The organism is Vibrio sp. 811 (genome assembly GCF_033339195.1).
In genome coordinates, this window is sequence record NZ_JAWOUB010000018.1 from 49573 (window position 1) to 66897 (window position 17325).

14 protein-coding genes are annotated in these 17325 nt (G+C 47.7%); 7 read left to right on the forward strand and 7 right to left on the reverse strand.

Translation table 11 applies throughout. The annotated features are described in order from the left end of the window. Window positions 1-29 precede the first annotated feature (29 nt). Window positions 30-1286: a D-amino acid dehydrogenase gene (locus tag R7Q46_RS20325; RefSeq protein WP_047102136.1), complete on the forward strand. Its 1257-nt coding sequence runs from the start codon at window positions 30-32 to the stop codon at window positions 1284-1286. Window positions 1287-1593: 307 nt separating this feature from the next. After that, window positions 1594-3141, forward strand: a complete 1548-nt coding sequence (locus R7Q46_RS20330) for an alanine/glycine:cation symporter family protein (RefSeq protein ID WP_005381681.1) — start codon at window positions 1594-1596, stop codon at window positions 3139-3141. Window positions 3142-3241: 100 nt separating this feature from the next. Here the strand turns inward: R7Q46_RS20330 and R7Q46_RS20335 are convergent, their stop codons facing one another. The 3 genes from R7Q46_RS20335 to R7Q46_RS20345 form a co-directional block, all read right to left on the reverse strand. Next, window positions 3242-3832 carry an acetate uptake transporter gene (locus R7Q46_RS20335; RefSeq protein ID WP_005381682.1) on the reverse strand — a complete coding sequence of 197 codons (591 nt, stop codon included), beginning with the start codon at window positions 3830-3832 and terminating at the stop codon, window positions 3242-3244. 182 nt (window positions 3833-4014) lie between these two features. Then, on the reverse strand, window positions 4015-5697 hold the full coding sequence (locus R7Q46_RS20340; protein ID WP_137281743.1) for a chitinase: 1683 nt from the start codon (window positions 5695-5697) through the stop codon (window positions 4015-4017). 212 nt (window positions 5698-5909) lie between these two features. Then, window positions 5910-7433, reverse strand: a complete 1524-nt coding sequence (locus R7Q46_RS20345) for a Na+/H+ antiporter NhaC family protein (RefSeq protein ID WP_005381684.1) — start codon at window positions 7431-7433, stop codon at window positions 5910-5912. A gap of 472 nt (window positions 7434-7905) precedes the next feature. Between R7Q46_RS20345 and sul2 the strand changes: the two genes are divergently transcribed. Both sul2 and R7Q46_RS20355 read left to right on the forward strand, forming a co-directional pair. After that, entirely contained in the window at window positions 7906-8721 is an 816-nt protein-coding gene (gene sul2 / locus R7Q46_RS20350; protein WP_001043260.1) for a sulfonamide-resistant dihydropteroate synthase Sul2, read from the forward strand. An 86-nt stretch (window positions 8722-8807) separates the two neighbouring features. Further along, window positions 8808-9110, forward strand: coding sequence for a phosphoglucosamine mutase (locus R7Q46_RS20355; protein ID WP_000251875.1), 303 nt, complete (start codon window positions 8808-8810; stop codon window positions 9108-9110). A gap of 175 nt (window positions 9111-9285) precedes the next feature. Here R7Q46_RS20355 and R7Q46_RS20360 read toward each other — a convergent pair whose 3' ends face one another. Beyond that, on the reverse strand, window positions 9286-10779 hold the full coding sequence (locus R7Q46_RS20360; protein WP_001120888.1) for an IS91-like element ISVsa3 family transposase: 1494 nt from the start codon (window positions 10777-10779) through the stop codon (window positions 9286-9288). A 178-nt stretch (window positions 10780-10957) separates the two neighbouring features. Next, complete coding sequence (gene tetR, locus R7Q46_RS20365) at window positions 10958-11560, reverse strand: tetracycline resistance transcriptional repressor TetR (RefSeq protein ID WP_000113092.1); 603 nt, start codon at window positions 11558-11560, stop codon at window positions 10958-10960. 80 nt (window positions 11561-11640) lie between these two features. Here tetR and tet(59) point away from each other — a divergent pair, with 80 nt between their 5' ends. Then, the gene (gene tet(59) / locus R7Q46_RS20370) at window positions 11641-12843 is read left to right on the forward strand and encodes a tetracycline efflux MFS transporter Tet(59) (protein ID WP_001031679.1); all 1203 of its coding nucleotides are present in this window, start codon (window positions 11641-11643) and stop codon (window positions 12841-12843) included. A gap of 378 nt (window positions 12844-13221) precedes the next feature. Here tet(59) and R7Q46_RS20375 read toward each other — a convergent pair whose 3' ends face one another. Together R7Q46_RS20375 and R7Q46_RS20380 are read right to left on the reverse strand one after the other, a co-directional pair. Beyond that, window positions 13222-14715: an IS91-like element ISVsa3 family transposase gene (locus tag R7Q46_RS20375; protein ID WP_001120888.1), complete on the reverse strand. Its 1494-nt coding sequence runs from the start codon at window positions 14713-14715 to the stop codon at window positions 13222-13224. Window positions 14716-14874: 159 nt separating this feature from the next. After that, on the reverse strand, window positions 14875-15060 hold the full coding sequence (locus tag R7Q46_RS20380) for a hypothetical protein (RefSeq protein WP_031430549.1): 186 nt from the start codon (window positions 15058-15060) through the stop codon (window positions 14875-14877). A 586-nt stretch (window positions 15061-15646) separates the two neighbouring features. On the opposite strand from R7Q46_RS20380, the gene R7Q46_RS20385 reads away from it, so the two are divergent. Continuing rightward, window positions 15647-16630: a DUF4917 family protein gene (locus R7Q46_RS20385; RefSeq protein ID WP_031430547.1), complete on the forward strand. Its 984-nt coding sequence runs from the start codon at window positions 15647-15649 to the stop codon at window positions 16628-16630. Between the two features lie 122 nt (window positions 16631-16752). After that, window positions 16753-17220 (forward strand): hypothetical protein, encoded by a 468-nt coding sequence (locus R7Q46_RS20390; protein WP_031430545.1) that lies wholly within the window; start codon window positions 16753-16755, stop codon window positions 17218-17220. Window positions 17221-17325 lie beyond the last annotated feature (105 nt).

Below are 17325 nucleotides of genomic sequence, written 5' to 3' on the forward strand. Positions count from 1 at the left end.
GCACTCTGATAAATGTGTGGAGTGCATCAATGGAAGTCATCGTATTAGGCAGCGGCGTTATCGGCTTAACCTCTGCTTGGTATTTATCTCAAGCAGGCTATCAAGTTACCGTCATTGACCGCCAACCAAGCAGTGCCATGGAAACGAGCTTCGCCAATGCCGGGCAGATCTCATATGGTTACTCTTCACCTTGGGCTGCGCCTGGTGTTCCTGTTAAAGCCATTAAGTGGTTAATGGAAGAGCATGCTCCACTTAAAATCAAACCCACCCTGAATGCCGACATGATCCGCTGGGCGAGTAAAATGGTCGCGAATTGCACCCTACCTCGCTATCAAGTTAACAAGGCTCGCATGCTTTCTATCGCTAACCACAGCCGTATTTGCTTAGAACAGTTACGCCAAGAACACGCCATTGAGTATCAAGGGCGTCAGTTTGGGACCTTGCAAGTATTCCGAACACATCAACAGCTGCAAGCTATTGAAAAGGACATGCAGCTCCTTGAACAAAGCGGAACCCGATTTAAGCTAATGGACGTCGAACAATGTATTGAACAAGAGCCAGGGCTTGCACTTGTGAAAGACAAACTGGTTGGTGGCTTGCATCTACCTGATGACGAAACGGGCGATTGCCATCAATTTTGCCAACAACTAACGGAGCTTGCTAAGGCACACGGTGTCCGATTTGAGTTCGATACTGAAGTAAGCAATTGGGTTACAGTAGGCAAAAAGATCATAGGTGTCCAAACGAACCGAGGACAATTTAAAGCAGACCAATATGTGGTGGCCTCTGGCAGCTACTCTACAGCGCTACTCAAGCAACTCGATATTGATATTCCGGTCTACCCTGTCAAAGGCTATTCACTCACCATCCCGATGGAAGATGAACACTTCTCTCCTCGATCTACTGTGATGGATGAAACCTATAAAGTCGCTATGACTCGATTTGATGACAGAATTCGCGTAGCTGGCACCGCAGAATTAGCAGGGTTTGATGCTTCCCTTCCACAAAAGCGCAAAAACACCATCGAAATGGTCATCCGTGATCTTTTTCCTCGTTGTGGTGACTTCAGCCAAGCTGAGTTTTGGAGCGGCTTTAGGCCAATGACGCCTGATGGCACACCAATTATCGGTGCGACTAAATACGATAACCTTTTTACTAACACCGGACACGGAACTCTGGGCTGGACGATGGCTTGTGGCTCAGGTCAATTGCTAGCAAGCGTAATGAAAGGTGAAAAAGCAAAAGTGATGGATAATGCGGAGCTTAACCTTTGTCGTTACGCCTGAGGACATGACTGAACAAAAAACAGGCAGACACTTACTCCACAAAATGCATAACCACTGGCATTTTTAACTCATCAAAATCGCAGCACATTTAAATGACAATGTGCTGCATAATTAATCATCAGGCAAATCTTCTACCTAAAAGGAGCAAATAAGCAACAAGAACCAAATTTTAACAACTACTCTCCATTCTGTGTTCATCATCACGCTACAAAGGATTTGTAGCTAAAAAAGTTAACAATTGCATTACATAAAGGGTAATGTATTGTGTGAAAAACAACCACAAACACAACTAACAGGGAAAATACTCATGCAGTCATTAGTTGATTTTCTGAATGGAATTATTTGGAGCCCGGTACTGATCTATTTGTGCCTTGGCGCAGGTTTGTTCTATTCAATCATGACGCGTTTTGTACAAATTCGTCACTTCTTTGAGATGTGGCGCTTATTACTTTCAGGGAAGAGTTCAACAAAAGGGATATCATCATTTCAGGCACTTGCCGTTTCACTATCTGGCCGTGTAGGTACAGGTAACATTGCTGGTGTTGCCGCTGCTATCGGTTTCGGTGGCCCAGGCGCCGTATTCTGGATGTGGGTCGTTGCCTTCTTTGGCGCTGCAACCGCATACGCAGAATCAACACTTGCACAAATTTATAAAGAAGAAGACGAAGGCGAGTTCCGTGGTGGCCCTGCTTACTATATTGAGAAAGCAATGGGACAAAAATGGTACGCTTGGATCTTTGCTATCGCGACCATCTTTGCTTGTGGTGTTCTACTTCCTGGCGTTCAATCGAACAGTATCGGTAACGCAGTAGAAGCCGCATTTGGCTCAGGTGACATGATTGAAACCGCTATTGGTACCTTCAGTTTTGCTAAAATTTTCACTGGTACGGTTGTTTGTGTCATTTTGGCTTTCATCATTTTTGGTGGCGTAAAGCGTATCGCGAACTTTACCCAAGTCGTTGTACCATTTATGGCGTTAGCTTACATCATTACTGCGTTTGTCATCATCCTTCTAAACATTGGTGAGGTTCCGCGCATTTTCGGCATGATTATTGGTGACGCGTTCACACCAATGGCAGGCGTTGGTGCAGCAATCGGCTGGGGTGTAAAACGTGGTGTCTACTCCAACGAAGCAGGTCAAGGTACTGGTCCTCACGCAGCAGCAGCAGCGAGTGTTGATCACCCAGCTCAGCAAGGTCTTGTTCAATCTTTCTCTATTTACATCGATACACTACTTGTGTGTTCAGCAACCGCGTTCATGATTCTTATCACTGGCGCGTACAACGTAAATGGTGCGATTGAAGGTACATTCCTGGTTCAAAACCTACCAGCGGATATTGGTGCAAATGGTCCTGTGTTTACACAGATGGCGATCGAAAGCGCACTACCTGGCGTGGGTAAACCATTCATCGCAATCGCTCTATTCTTCTTCGCGTTTACGACCATTCTGGCTTACTACTACATTGCAGAAACGAACATTGCTTACATTCGTCGTACGTTCAAAGTAAATGGACTGATGTTTATTCTGAAAGTCATCATTATTTCATCCGTGTTCTACGGAACCGTGAAAACCGCCAACTTAGCATGGGCGATGGGTGATGTAGGCGTAGGACTGATGGCGTGGCTAAACATCATCGGTATTTTGATCATCTTCTTTATGTCGAAGCCTGCACTCAAAGCACTGAACGACTACGAAGAGCAACAAAAACGTGGTGTGACCGATTTTACATTTAACCCTGTTGCACTGGGCATTAAAGGCGCAGATTACTGGGAAGATAAGTACCGACGTAAAACGGGTAAAGCACCAACGGCAGACAGCAATAGCGCAGAAACTGTTGAGCAACCATCAACATAGCGTTATCACATAAATAAGAAAAAGCAGTGGTCCGATTGAGGACATAAAAAAGGGGGATTAACCAATGGTTAATCCCCCTTTCTTCATTATGAGTAACAGCTTAGGCGATAACCGCTTCAACTTTACGAGCGATTTTTGCTTTACCTACAGGCAACACTTCACGACCAAATTCGTTGTTCAGTACTTGTGCCATTGCGAAGTAAATTGCACTTGCGCCACAGAAGATACCCTCGAAGCCAGCGATAGCACCGATCACTTCGCTACCAGTGAAATCACGAGCAGCAAGCAAGAAGAATAGGATAGTTAGAGAGCCAAATACCACTTGCTTCGCTGTTGGGTAACATAGAGAACCAATGAACATGAAACCAGTGAAGATGCCCCAAAGCGCTAGGTACCAACCCATAAAGCTTGCAGGGCTTGCAGGAAGACCCATGTGAGGCATTACGATTAGACCAACCAATGTTAGCCAAAATAGACCGTAAGAAGTAAACGCAGTTGTGCCGAACGTATCACCGCGTTTAAAGCACATGATGCCAACGATTACTTGGCTAAGGCCACCGTAAAAGATGCCCATCGCTAGGATCATAGAGTCAATTGGGAAAAATCCTGCATTATGAATATTGAGCAGAATAGTGGTCATACCGAAACCCATTAGACCTAGCGGTGCTGGGTTAGCCAGTTTTGTCGACATGTACAAATACCTTTTTTCAAAAATGTTGATAAAAAATGCGCGCGAATTTTAATGGGCTGCAGAACAAAAGAGAAAAGCTGTTATTGAAAACTTAGATTCCATAAATAAACCACTACATATATAAAAAAAGACCCTGCAAAAAAGCAGAGTCTTTATAGATGGTTAGGTTGTTTTTTACTCGATCACTGACAAGAAATCTCGTCCCAGAACCAGTTGCTTTGCGTTGGGCTTTCCCATACTCCAGGGCCATTTTTTGCGACAAAACATTTGTTTTGGTACGTCACTTTATCGCCGTTAGCGACTTGCGTTACACCCGGCTCCCACTGAATAAAATTGCCTGTCACTGGTGGTTCTGGCTCGGTTACTGGCGGCTCTGGCTCAATCACCGGTGGTTCAGGTTCCGTTGTAGGCGGCTCCGTAGGAGTGCCTGAAACCAGCTTCCAAGGGTCTCCTTTCGTTGGCTCATTACCTTGTGACCACCATTTCGCTTCGTAAACAGCACCTTGGTAAGAAACTTGATCACCCGTGTTATATACTTTGCCAGAATCCCAAGCTGCCACACCACCTACAGGCGGATCGACCGGATCCACTGGATCTAACTTGTCAACTACACGAACTTCTGGCCAACCCGCATGAGATTGGTAGAAGTTAGTTACACATTTCTCATAATCACCTGCAACTAGCGCAGAGTAAGCCGTTTGGAAACCAACAAGTTCACATTCAAAAGAGTGGCCTCCCGGACGATCTGAGTAGTATTTCCAGTTTCCATCCCAGTTAGTGTACAACACGTCTGTCGCACCATTCAGATTTAAGCTGCCGTAAGGCGTCTGCTGCCAACAGGTATTGGTCTCATCGGCTTCAATTGGAATTTGATAATGAGCGGCAAGTCCTTCCCAATAGCGAATACGGTTAACAGGTTGACCTTTATCTTTGTTTTGCTCCCCACACTCAATACCACCATTGATCACGTTGATGGTGGTACCAAAGCCGTAACCAATGCCAGCATCAAGCTCACGCTGTGAAGGTACCCAAGTACGGTCAATCACATGTAGCATTGCAGGTTTCGGTGCTTGTGGGGTTAGGAAGAACCAGATAGCCGATGCTAAGTTCAGCCACGAATCCGCAACCAAGCCTGGATTTTTCAGCAATACAGATGCATCGCCATCAAACATCACTTCAGAGAACGCGCCATAGTTAAAATGGTAAGAAAGCTGCTTTGCACCACGTCCAAAGTAACCTTGTCCAGGCTCACATGGCCAACGTTTGTTTTGCCAGTCATTTTGACCACAACCTGTTGTGTAACCTTCTTGCCCTTCAGACCATCCCATTTCTCGCACATGAACCAAAGCTTGCTGCCACTCTTCCAACCCAAGCGGATTATCCGATACGTTATCAATCGAAATATGGCCACCGGTTTCTTGTGCAAAGTGAGCAAACGCTGTCACGATCGATTTTTTACAAATTGCATCCGAATCACGACCGTCAGTGTACTCACCACAGAATGCTGGGAACTTGCCAATTGCACGTAGGAAACGCGTGTAAGTGTATTCAGGTGCCGCCATTTGAGTCAGGAAGTCCCACTCACTTTCGGGGAATACACGCTCTACACGCTTCACGTTTTCTGGGTTGGTTGTCGCCCCTGGAACAATCGCTTCAACCACTGAGTTCGGGCGTGTCTCTAATGCTTGTGACCAAATGGCATACATAGGATCAGAAGTTTTGCTTTGCTCTACGGCTTGAACGTCACCACGAGCAATAACATAACCATTCGGATTTTGCGGATCGGGCTGAATATTCATACTCGCATTCACTTGTGCTGCTAAGACACAACTCAATGCAAGAGGAAGATGTTTGAGTGCAAACATGTCTAGTCTCCGGATTTCAACAATACAATATACGAGGAATAACTAGACATATAGTGGATCATATATACGAAACACCGAGCCAAGTACGTTGATTCTGCGAGACAAAATGAATAAATAGGTCCTCACACACATTTTGTCACAAGAAAAATGTTACCTTGACTCAAAAGAAAAGCGGAGACCCTGTGAGCCTCCGCTTTGTGATGTTTCTCTCTTTATTGTTCTGCCGAAACCACCTCTAGCTTCGCGGTTGACTTTTGTTTAGACAGCACAAAATAAACCACACACTGAGAAATAATTGCGGCAAGCACAATCACTGGTGAGGCGTTGATTCCAGCTAAAAGAAAACACCCCAATGCGATCATTCCATTGAGTAATGCGTAAGGCAATTGTGTACGGAAGTGCTCATACTGTTCACACCCCGCTCCTGTCGACGACAAAATCGTAGTTTCAGAGATGGGAGAACAGTGATCGCCAAACAAGCCACCAGATAATACCGCACCAATACAAACCAACAGTGGTGCATCAATCGCGACGGCAGTTGGGATCACTAATGGCATCATGATGGCAAACGTCCCCCAAGATGATCCCGTAGCGAACGAGATAATACCGGCCAGTAAAAACGCAACCGCTGGCAATAACCAGTAAGGGAAACCGGCTTGAGCTTGTTCAGCAATGTATGCAGCTGCACCTAATTCTTTCCCAACTGAGCTAAGCGCCCAAGCCAATACCAGAATCACCGCCACTGACATCATGTTTGACATCCCTTTCAGATAAACCTGAATACCATCCGAAAGCTTTCTTACGCCATAAAACGCCATCAGCGCAATCAAAGTAAAGGCTGCGAAGAAATATGCCGAAGAAAGTGCAGCCCTGAACGTTGAGCCTGCTACTTTTTGAAATGGAAAACCGTGTGGCACCAGAATGGTACATAGAACCACCAACATAACGAGCAAAGGTGCCCATACAAAACTAGATTTTGCATTTTTATGCGTAAACACATTCATGGACTCCTGCACTTTCCCAAAGTCGGAGCCCTGCTCTGCTAGTTGTTCAGCCTTCGCCATCGGTCCGAAGTCTAATTTGAAGAAAGAGACAATCGGCACAATCGCGATCGCAAGAAAGGCGTAAAACTGATACGGGATCGCACCAATGAAAGCATCCCAATCACTCATACTGACATTCAGGGCAGTAAACTCTTTTTGAATCAACCCCATGATGTAAACACCCCATCCGATAAAAGGAATCAAGATTGCCACCGGAGAGGAAGTTGAATCGATAATAAAAGCTAATTTTTGGCGTGATACTTTTAACTTATCAAATAAAGGGCGAAAAACAGGGCCAACAATCAGTGGTGTACCAAGGTCTGAGAAGAAAATAACAACACCACCGAACCATGCGGACAGTTGAGCTTGGCACTTACTCGCCACCCATTGAGTGACCTTTTTAGCAAACGCCACACCACCGCCAGATTTCTCCATCAAGGCAACAAAGCCACCAATAAAGACCAAGAGCAAAATGACGCCCGCATTGTAGCTGTCAGTTAATTGCGGCAGTAGATAGCTTTTCATCAATGCACTAAACGAGTCTAGTGGCCCTTTTTCGACAAATGTCCCTTCAAGCATAGCGACACCACTCACCACACCGGCGAATAAACCAACAACGACATTTCTTGTGGTCAGCGCGAGGAAAAGAGTAATAAGGATAGGAATGAGAGAGGTAACGTCAGCCTGTTCCATAGCAATACCATTTATGATAATTAAACAATTAAAGTGAATATATATTTAATTTAACCGCGTGTATATATCTCTCACGAAAAAGTTGAGCCAGCTCTTCACAAACTTGAAGTACAAAAAAACCAGCCCGAAGGCTGGTTCTTATAAACTCAACTGTCTAGAGGAAAATTATTCCCACTCTATTGTAAACAAGACATTTTTATCTTTTATATTCAATGGCTTATTTTCCTGCTAATTGGTAATACCATGAAAAATACCATGCTCAGAAAAGGCTTAACAATATTTTGAAAAATTGCCTACTGAGCGCTGCCGCACAGCTCCATAGGCCGCTTTCCTGGCTTTGCTTCCAGATGTATGCTATTCTGCTCCTGCAGCTAATGGATCACCGCAAACAGGTTACTCGCCTGGGGATTCCCTTTCGACCCGAGCATCCGTATGAGACTCATGCTCGATTATTATTATTATAGAAGCCCCCATGAATAAATCGCTCATCATTTTCGGCATCGTCAACATAACCTCGGACAGTTTCTCCGATGGAGGCCGGTATCTGGCGCCAGACGCAGCCATTGCGCAGGCGCGTAAGCTGATGGCCGAGGGGGCAGATGTGATCGACCTCGGTCCGGCATCCAGCAATCCCGACGCCGCGCCTGTTTCGTCCGACACAGAAATCGCGCGTATCGCGCCGGTGCTGGACGCGCTCAAGGCAGATGGCATTCCCGTCTCGCTCGACAGTTATCAACCCGCGACGCAAGCCTATGCCTTGTCGCGTGGTGTGGCCTATCTCAATGATATTCGCGGTTTTCCAGACGCTGCGTTCTATCCGCAATTGGCGAAATCATCTGCCAAACTCGTCGTTATGCATTCGGTGCAAGACGGGCAGGCAGATCGGCGCGAGGCACCCGCTGGCGACATCATGGATCACATTGCGGCGTTCTTTGACGCGCGCATCGCGGCGCTGACGGGTGCCGGTATCAAACGCAACCGCCTTGTCCTTGATCCCGGCATGGGGTTTTTTCTGGGGGCTGCTCCCGAAACCTCGCTCTCGGTGCTGGCGCGGTTCGATGAATTGCGGCTGCGCTTCGATTTGCCGGTGCTTCTGTCTGTTTCGCGCAAATCCTTTCTGCGCGCGCTCACAGGCCGTGGTCCGGGGGATGTCGGGGCCGCGACACTCGCTGCAGAGCTTGCCGCCGCCGCAGGTGGAGCTGACTTCATCCGCACACACGAGCCGCGCCCCTTGCGCGACGGGCTGGCGGTATTGGCGGCGCTGAAAGAAACCGCAAGAATTCGTTAACTGCACATTCGGGATATTTCTCTATATTCGCGGTTCAGCAGGCATGTCCCCTTTGAGGGCGACCCGACGACAGGATAATCGACCTTATGGTGCGCAAATATTTCGGCACAGACGGTATTCGTGGCAAAGCCAACGAAGGCGCGATGACGGCGGAAACCGCCTTGCGCGTCGGCATGGCGGCTGGCCGTGTCTTTCGTCGCGGTGACCACCGCCATCGTGTCGTGATCGGCAAGGATACGCGCCTGTCGGGCTATATGCTTGAACCCGCGCTCACAGCCGGTTTCACCTCGATGGGCATGGACGTATTCCTTTTTGGCCCGCTGCCGACAACGTATAGGAAGAATAAACGCCCTTTTCACCCAAGTCCAACAGCTTTGGACCGCAGTTGACTCTTTCGACACCCCTGCGATGCAACCCAATCCGGCTGACGGGGAGCCAGCAACGCTGAAAATTTACCCTCCTCTTTCCCACTAGCGGCTCCTTTTCCGACAACCAGCACGGCGGATCCCTGCCGCGGCGCTGTGAACGCAGCATTTTGATTGGTATCGTTGGCCTTCAGGCTCGTCAGTCAAACAGACCCAGGAGCAGCTCAGCCGGTGGCGCCCGGCTTTCGGGTAACGCCCTGGTCCCGCTGGTTTCGGCTTTGTGCTTCAGGTGATCAAGGATCTGCTTGATCACTATAGGGTCTTCAATGCAGGCGATGACTTTCATGGCGCCGCCGCAGCCGCTGCAGGTCTCGATGTCGATATTGAAAACACGCTTGAGCCGTTGCGCCCATGTCATCGACGCTCGCCGTTGTGCTGGTGTTGCCGGTTCATCAGCCACCCTGACCTTGTTGCCCCTGCCCCGTTTTGCCGGCGTGACCAACGCCCGGTGCCGACTGTTGGGTGCGAACACCCCGTGGAAGCGGGTTAGGTTGACTCTGGGCTTCGGTACCAGGGCGGCCAGCCTTGCAATGAAATCCAATGGTTCGAAAATGACGTGCGTGGTGCCGTCCCGGTACGGCGTCTTGAGCTGGTAGCGCACGTTGCCGCCTCGTGTTAACGACAGCCGCTTCTCGGATACCGCCGGGCGGCTGATGTACCGGCACAGCCGTTCGAGCTTCTTGCGTTCATCGGCCCTGGCCGCCACGCCGGCGTGCAGGCTGGACCCGGCTACCTTGCCAATCCCGTCACCGAACGGATCACCACTGGTCGGCAGAGTTTGCAAAGTGAACACCTTTCGCCCCGCCTGTGAACCGACAGCGATACGGTAAGTGATCGAGTGCCCCAGCAGGGGTGTCATCGGGTCGTCATCCACCGCATCCGAGGCCAGATAGCTGTTTTCGACATCCCGTTCCAGCAGGCCTTGCCGTTCCAGATAGCGACCCACCCGGTGGGCGATGGTGTGCGTCAGCTGGGTGAGCTCTGGGCTGGTCGGCGCCTTGACCCAGCGGAAACGCGCTGAGCCGTGGGATTGCTCGACATACACACCGTCGAGAAACAGCATGTGGAAGTGAACATTCAGATTGAGCGCCGATCCAAAACGCTGGATCAGGGTGACCGCGCCCGTCTTGGCCACTTGGTGGGTATGGCCCGCTTTCTTGACCAGGTGCGTGGCAATGACGCGGTAAACGATGCCCAGCACCCACCCCATGATCTCGGGCCGGCTGGCAAACAGGAAACGCAGCTGAAACGGGAAGCTCAACACCCACTGACGCATGGGTTGTTCAGGCAGTACTTCATCAACCAGCAAGGCGGCACTTTCGGCCATCCGCCGCGCCCCACAGCTCGGGCAGAAACCGCGACGCTTACAGCTGAAAGCGACCAGGTGCTCGGCGTGGCAAGACTCGCAGCGAACCCGTAGAAAGCCATGCTCCAGCCGCCCGCATTGGAGAAATTCTTCAAATTCCCGTTGCACATAGCCCGGCAATTCCTTTCCCTGCTCTGCCATAAGCGCAGCGAATGCCGGGTAATACTCGTCAACGATCTGATAGAGAAGGGTTTGCTCGGGTCGGTGGCTCTGGTAACGACCAGTATCCCGATCCCGGCTGGCCGTCCTGGCCGCCACATGAGGCATGTTCCGCGTCCTTGCAATACTGTGTTTAGCAAAAATGCAAGCCGATGAACAACTCGCGATGGCAACAGCTAAAAAATTGGTAGAACAAAAACGCCAAATTGAAAAACAATGTTCTAAATAAATCCACCACTCGCACAAATCCCCCCTATTGTGCGAGCCTAAAAACACAGACACCTTATCACTGCTTTTCGAAACCATTAATCAATGCTTCTAAACCAAATAAAAAAGCCTCTGTGCCATCATCTTGATCCATAATTTGCAAAGCATCTTTTAATAGTCGAGGCATCGTATCATCTGCTATTTGTTGCCTATCATTAAGTGCTGCGATATGTTCTTGCTGCTCTAACACAGAACCTAACGTAAAATGACCAACCGCGCTTATTGCATATAACCCACATTTTAATGAAAAACCATTGTCCACCATAAACTGCAACTGCATTTCTACGGTGTCATATTGGTCTGAACTCGGGCGAGTCCCTAAATGCACTTTTGCGCCATCACGGTAACTTAATAATGCATCACGAAAGCTCAATGCATTATTACGTAAAAATTGTTGCCACGTTTCCCCAACTGCGGGTAATGAATGACGATGATTACGCTTTAGCATTTCAACAGATAATGCATCCAACAATGTGCGCTTGTTCTTCACATGCCAATATAGTGTAGGCTGCTCTACGCCCAGTTTTTGAGCTAGTTTTCGCGTTGTCAGCCCTTCCATTCCCACTTCATTTAGCAACTCTAATGCCACTGTGATGATGGTTTCTTTATCTAATCGCGCCATACTGCCCTCTCTTTTTTTCTATTGACACTCTATCACTGATAGGGATATATTCCAACTCTATCAATGATAGAGAAAAAACGATGAATAAATTTGCGATCACCGCTTTAACGATCACCGCCCTAGATGCTATGGGGATCGGCTTGATCATGCCTGTATTGCCTACATTGTTACGTGAATACGTGTCGGCTGAAAATTTAGCAAATCATTACGGTATCCTGCTGGCACTGTATGCCATCATGCAGGTTTTTTTTGCTCCTCTACTTGGCAAATGGTCTGATAAATTCGGGCGCCGACCAATATTACTACTATCTCTTGCAGGCGCTGCTGTGGATTACACTTTGCTTGCATTATCTAGCTCACTTTGGATGCTATACGTTGGGCGATTAATTTCTGGAGTTACTGGCGCAACAGGTGCGGTCGCCGCTTCTGTTATTGCTGACAATACTGCTTCACAAGAGCGTACTAAGTGGTTTGGACGCTTAGGGGCGGCTTTTGGTGTCGGGTTAATCTCTGGCCCTGCAATTGGCGGCTTTACAGGGCAATTCTCAGCTCATCTTCCTTTTATTATTGCTGCCATTTTAAATGCGCTCTCTTTTTTAGTTATTATGTTGATATTTAAAGATAATAAAATCAAAAATACTGAAAAAAACACCACAGAAACAGCAGAAAATTCGCGACCTTTCCTGCAAGTGATCAAGCCAGTCATACTATTGTTATTTATCTTTTTTATGACTCAAATGATAGGGCAAATTCCAGCAACGACATGGGTGTTATTTACGGAACATCGTTTTCAATGGGGCAGTATGGAGATCGGCCTATCTTTAGCGGGGTTAGGCATCATGCATGCCTTGTTCCAAGCATTTGTAGCGGGCGCAATCGCCAAGAAATTCAATGAAAAAGTGACGATTATTGTGGGCTTTGTTGTTGATGGAGCAGCATTCATTATTTTGTCATTATTGACAAAGGGTTGGATGATTTACCCTACATTAATCTTACTCGCCGGCGGCAGTATTGCGCTACCAGCCTTACAGGGGTTAATGTCAGCTCAAGTCAATCAAACTAACCAAGGTAAGCTACAAGGCGTTCTAGTCAGCTTAACCAATACGACGGGGGTGATCGGCCCATTATTATTTAGCTTTATTTTTGGTCAAACACTGGCAAGTTGGGATGGCTGGATATGGATGATTGGTGCGATAATGTATGTTTTATTGATTGTATTTATTTTATCTTTTTATAGAAGCACCAAAAAGATAGTTAAAATAGCGAAGCTACCAGCGAGCTAAGTTTTAGCATATCAATATTAAGTGCTATGATACCCCTATCAGATTTGCTTTTAGCACAAGATATTAAGAGACAAACCCTATGACATTACCCCCTAAAAAACCAAGAACAAAACCTGCGGAAGAAAGGCTAGATGACCTAATGAACGTATAGGAAGAATAAACGCCCTTTTCACCCAAGTCCAACAGCTTTGGACCGCAGTTGACTCTTTCGACACCCCTGCGATGCAACCCAATCCGGCTGACGGGGAGCCAGCAACGCTGAAAATTTACCCTCCTCTTTCCCACTAGCGGCTCCTTTTCCGACAACCAGCACGGCGGATCCCTGCCGCGGCGCTGTGAACGCAGCATTTTGATTGGTATCGTTGGCCTTCAGGCTCGTCAGTCAAACAGACCCAGGAGCAGCTCAGCCGGTGGCGCCCGGCTTTCGGGTAACGCCCTGGTCCCGCTGGTTTCGGCTTTGTGCTTCAGGTGATCAAGGATCTGCTTGATCACTATAGGGTCTTCAATGCAGGCGATGACTTTCATGGCGCCGCCGCAGCCGCTGCAGGTCTCGATGTCGATATTGAAAACACGCTTGAGCCGTTGCGCCCATGTCATCGACGCTCGCCGTTGTGCTGGTGTTGCCGGTTCATCAGCCACCCTGACCTTGTTGCCCCTGCCCCGTTTTGCCGGCGTGACCAACGCCCGGTGCCGACTGTTGGGTGCGAACACCCCGTGGAAGCGGGTTAGGTTGACTCTGGGCTTCGGTACCAGGGCGGCCAGCCTTGCAATGAAATCCAATGGTTCGAAAATGACGTGCGTGGTGCCGTCCCGGTACGGCGTCTTGAGCTGGTAGCGCACGTTGCCGCCTCGTGTTAACGACAGCCGCTTCTCGGATACCGCCGGGCGGCTGATGTACCGGCACAGCCGTTCGAGCTTCTTGCGTTCATCGGCCCTGGCCGCCACGCCGGCGTGCAGGCTGGACCCGGCTACCTTGCCAATCCCGTCACCGAACGGATCACCACTGGTCGGCAGAGTTTGCAAAGTGAACACCTTTCGCCCCGCCTGTGAACCGACAGCGATACGGTAAGTGATCGAGTGCCCCAGCAGGGGTGTCATCGGGTCGTCATCCACCGCATCCGAGGCCAGATAGCTGTTTTCGACATCCCGTTCCAGCAGGCCTTGCCGTTCCAGATAGCGACCCACCCGGTGGGCGATGGTGTGCGTCAGCTGGGTGAGCTCTGGGCTGGTCGGCGCCTTGACCCAGCGGAAACGCGCTGAGCCGTGGGATTGCTCGACATACACACCGTCGAGAAACAGCATGTGGAAGTGAACATTCAGATTGAGCGCCGATCCAAAACGCTGGATCAGGGTGACCGCGCCCGTCTTGGCCACTTGGTGGGTATGGCCCGCTTTCTTGACCAGGTGCGTGGCAATGACGCGGTAAACGATGCCCAGCACCCACCCCATGATCTCGGGCCGGCTGGCAAACAGGAAACGCAGCTGAAACGGGAAGCTCAACACCCACTGACGCATGGGTTGTTCAGGCAGTACTTCATCAACCAGCAAGGCGGCACTTTCGGCCATCCGCCGCGCCCCACAGCTCGGGCAGAAACCGCGACGCTTACAGCTGAAAGCGACCAGGTGCTCGGCGTGGCAAGACTCGCAGCGAACCCGTAGAAAGCCATGCTCCAGCCGCCCGCATTGGAGAAATTCTTCAAATTCCCGTTGCACATAGCCCGGCAATTCCTTTCCCTGCTCTGCCATAAGCGCAGCGAATGCCGGGTAATACTCGTCAACGATCTGATAGAGAAGGGTTTGCTCGGGTCGGTGGCTCTGGTAACGACCAGTATCCCGATCCCGGCTGGCCGTCCTGGCCGCCACATGAGGCATGTTCCGCGTCCTTGCAATACTGTGTTTACATACAGTCTATCGCTTAGCGGAAAGTTCTTTTACCCTCAGCCGAAATGCCTGCCGTTGCTAGACATTGCCAGCCAGTGCCCGTCACTCCCACTCGAATATCAACGGACACAAAATACATCGGAATAACAGCTAGTTAGAAATGCAACCTTTCTCGATACCATCATCTATACCATGCGTAGAATTTTTTTGATTTTTTGCGTCTCGTCGGCGTTTTAGTTCTACTTTGGCCCAAGCTGAGGATTCTTGCATATCACGACGAAGCTCTTGTATCTCTTCAACACTAAGCCGTCGTGGACCCGAGGTAATTCTATCCATCTTGTGCCTCCAACTTGTCGCAGTACATTTTAAAACGCATCAAAACATGAGTTACCAGCAAGAAACCTTGGGGATATTTTTAGATTGTTTTTCATACACATCTTGAAAGCCATCAATACTGCCCAAAGATTATACAACGAGGAATAACCTCGTTAAATAAAAGGATCAAATCATGGGTTTGAAACCAGGACCAAAACCAATAGCCAAGTCGACTGGTAAACCAGATCAACGTCGACGTGACAACAAAAAAACTCCAGGAAACACTCCGGGCTTAAAGCCGAGTAAATCCTCGACCAAGTAAGGTGTCACCAATGCCGAGTCAGAGTAAGTGGTACTGACTCTTGTTGTTAAATTTCTAAATCGCAAGCACCCTTAGCCAATGTGAAACATTACATGCCCGTTCAACATATATACCCTAGAATGCCATCTAAATTATCAATCTACACGATCTGTTTGCTGAAACATACTAACTAAGTGCTCAGCATTATCATAAAACTTTACAGATGATTTTTTTATTTTGGTGTGGTTGCATTGTGTTGAGTTAATTGCTTGAAAAATATAATTACATAACAAAAAGGATGCATCGATGCCACTACAGACTTATGAAGATACTCTTCAGCAACTAGAAGAAAGGGAGCAGCCGTCAATACTGCTTGCTAATGGCTTTTCTCGGGCATGGAACAATAGAACATTCAATTATGAAAATTTGTTCGATGAAGCCAACTTTAGAGACAGCGACCGAGAGCTGAGAGAAATATTTGATCGTTTTGATACTTTTGATTTTGAAAAAATAATGCATGCTCTGCAATCAGCGGAAAAAGTTTGCGAAACCTATGACGTGAACATAGATATCATTGAACAGATTCAAGCTGACCAAGAGCAGTTAAAAGACTCACTTATTGAGGTAATTGCTAATACTCATCCTCACCGCCCCGGAGCCATTGCGGATGATAGTTTCACCTTAACTAGAAGATTCCTCACTCGTTTCAACAATATATTTTCTCTCAATTACGACTTACTTTTGTATTGGGCTGTAAACAAATGGAATCTACCTCCCTTTAGACCAGATCGATGGTGTGGTATGAAAGATGGTTTTAATGGCGATGAATGGCAACAACGTACTCAAAACTTGCACTTTCTACACGGGGGCCTCCATCTCTACAATACTGAGCAAGGTATTTATAAACGGGTTTATGACCAAGAAGATTGGGATGCGATCGTTGACCAAGTAAGACGATGGTTAGATGCAGGAGAGTTTCCCCTTTTTGTGTCTGAACCCACCTACCAAAAGAAGCTTGAGAAAATCAAACATAACCCATATCTAAATGCTTGCTACCAAGCGTTGGGTGAACTGAGAGGCACTCTCTACATTCATGGTCACTCAATAGCTCATAACGACAGACATATATTCGATCAGATTAATCGTAGTAGAGTAAACAAAGTCTTCATCAGTATCTTTGGAGATGAGAACCAGGACTTAAACCGAGAAGTAATGGCAAACGCAGATAGATTTCTTGACCGTCGCATAGATATAGAATTCTATGATGCCGCATCCACACCTATTTGGTAGCCGTTGATAAAGATGCATCTAAAACAATCCTGACAGCATCCAAAAATCACCAAATAAGAGCGACTATGTTTCAAGAGAGAAACTCATGTCATTCGTTATTTATCAATTAAGGGAGAAGAATATTGTCTTGGATAGAAGAATACCTAAGAGATTACACAAAGGAACGGGACAAGTTATTCAAAGAGCGTTGGTTTACAGCAAAAAGTTGGTTTGCTCGGTCTAAAGAATCTACTAAGTATCAAGAGCTAGAAATACTGCTAAGTATCGAGAAAGAATTTAACTCTAAGTGGTTGAAACATTTAAAGCATGCAGTGGTTAGATATAAATTGAAGGAGGATGATATAGCTGAAGCGAAGTTGCTTATAGACACTCATATATCCAAACATAAAGAGCGAGACTTTTTCCTCATTATTGTTGGTGTCCTGTTCGCTGCTTCTATAAAAGCCTTGGGGAATGACATCCTTTTTAGTTCAGCGGTTGTTCTCACAGCTCTTTTTCTTGGCTATGAACGCTTGTTTGGTAGTACGACAAAAAATAGCTTAGAAGAGTTTAAAGCGATACTGAATGTTGCATCGCAGCCTAAAACATAGCAAATTACCATGAATTAAATTTTATTAATCAAGTACCTATATAAAATACGATATATAATAAAAGCGGGCAGGTGTACCATTGCCAGCCCGTGAGCTTTATCACAA

Coding starts and splice junctions, on each gene's coding strand:
- R7Q46_RS20380 (WP_031430549.1), bottom strand. CDS start 15,060: ATGGATAGAATTACCTCGGGTCCACGACGGCTTAGTGTTGAAGAGATA.
- R7Q46_RS20355 (WP_000251875.1), top strand. CDS start 8,808: ATGGTGCGCAAATATTTCGGCACAGACGGTATTCGTGGCAAAGCCAAC.
- R7Q46_RS20335 (WP_005381682.1), bottom strand. CDS start 3,832: ATGTCGACAAAACTGGCTAACCCAGCACCGCTAGGTCTAATGGGTTTC.
- sul2 (WP_001043260.1), top strand. CDS start 7,906: ATGAATAAATCGCTCATCATTTTCGGCATCGTCAACATAACCTCGGAC.
- R7Q46_RS20360 (WP_001120888.1), bottom strand. CDS start 10,779: ATGCCTCATGTGGCGGCCAGGACGGCCAGCCGGGATCGGGATACTGGT.
- R7Q46_RS20375 (WP_001120888.1), bottom strand. CDS start 14,715: ATGCCTCATGTGGCGGCCAGGACGGCCAGCCGGGATCGGGATACTGGT.
- R7Q46_RS20340 (WP_137281743.1), bottom strand. CDS start 5,697: ATGTTTGCACTCAAACATCTTCCTCTTGCATTGAGTTGTGTCTTAGCA.
- R7Q46_RS20385 (WP_031430547.1), top strand. CDS start 15,647: ATGCCACTACAGACTTATGAAGATACTCTTCAGCAACTAGAAGAAAGG.
- tetR (WP_000113092.1), bottom strand. CDS start 11,560: ATGGCGCGATTAGATAAAGAAACCATCATCACAGTGGCATTAGAGTTG.
- R7Q46_RS20325 (WP_047102136.1), top strand. CDS start 30: ATGGAAGTCATCGTATTAGGCAGCGGCGTTATCGGCTTAACCTCTGCT.
- R7Q46_RS20330 (WP_005381681.1), top strand. CDS start 1,594: ATGCAGTCATTAGTTGATTTTCTGAATGGAATTATTTGGAGCCCGGTA.
- R7Q46_RS20345 (WP_005381684.1), bottom strand. CDS start 7,433: ATGGAACAGGCTGACGTTACCTCTCTCATTCCTATCCTTATTACTCTT.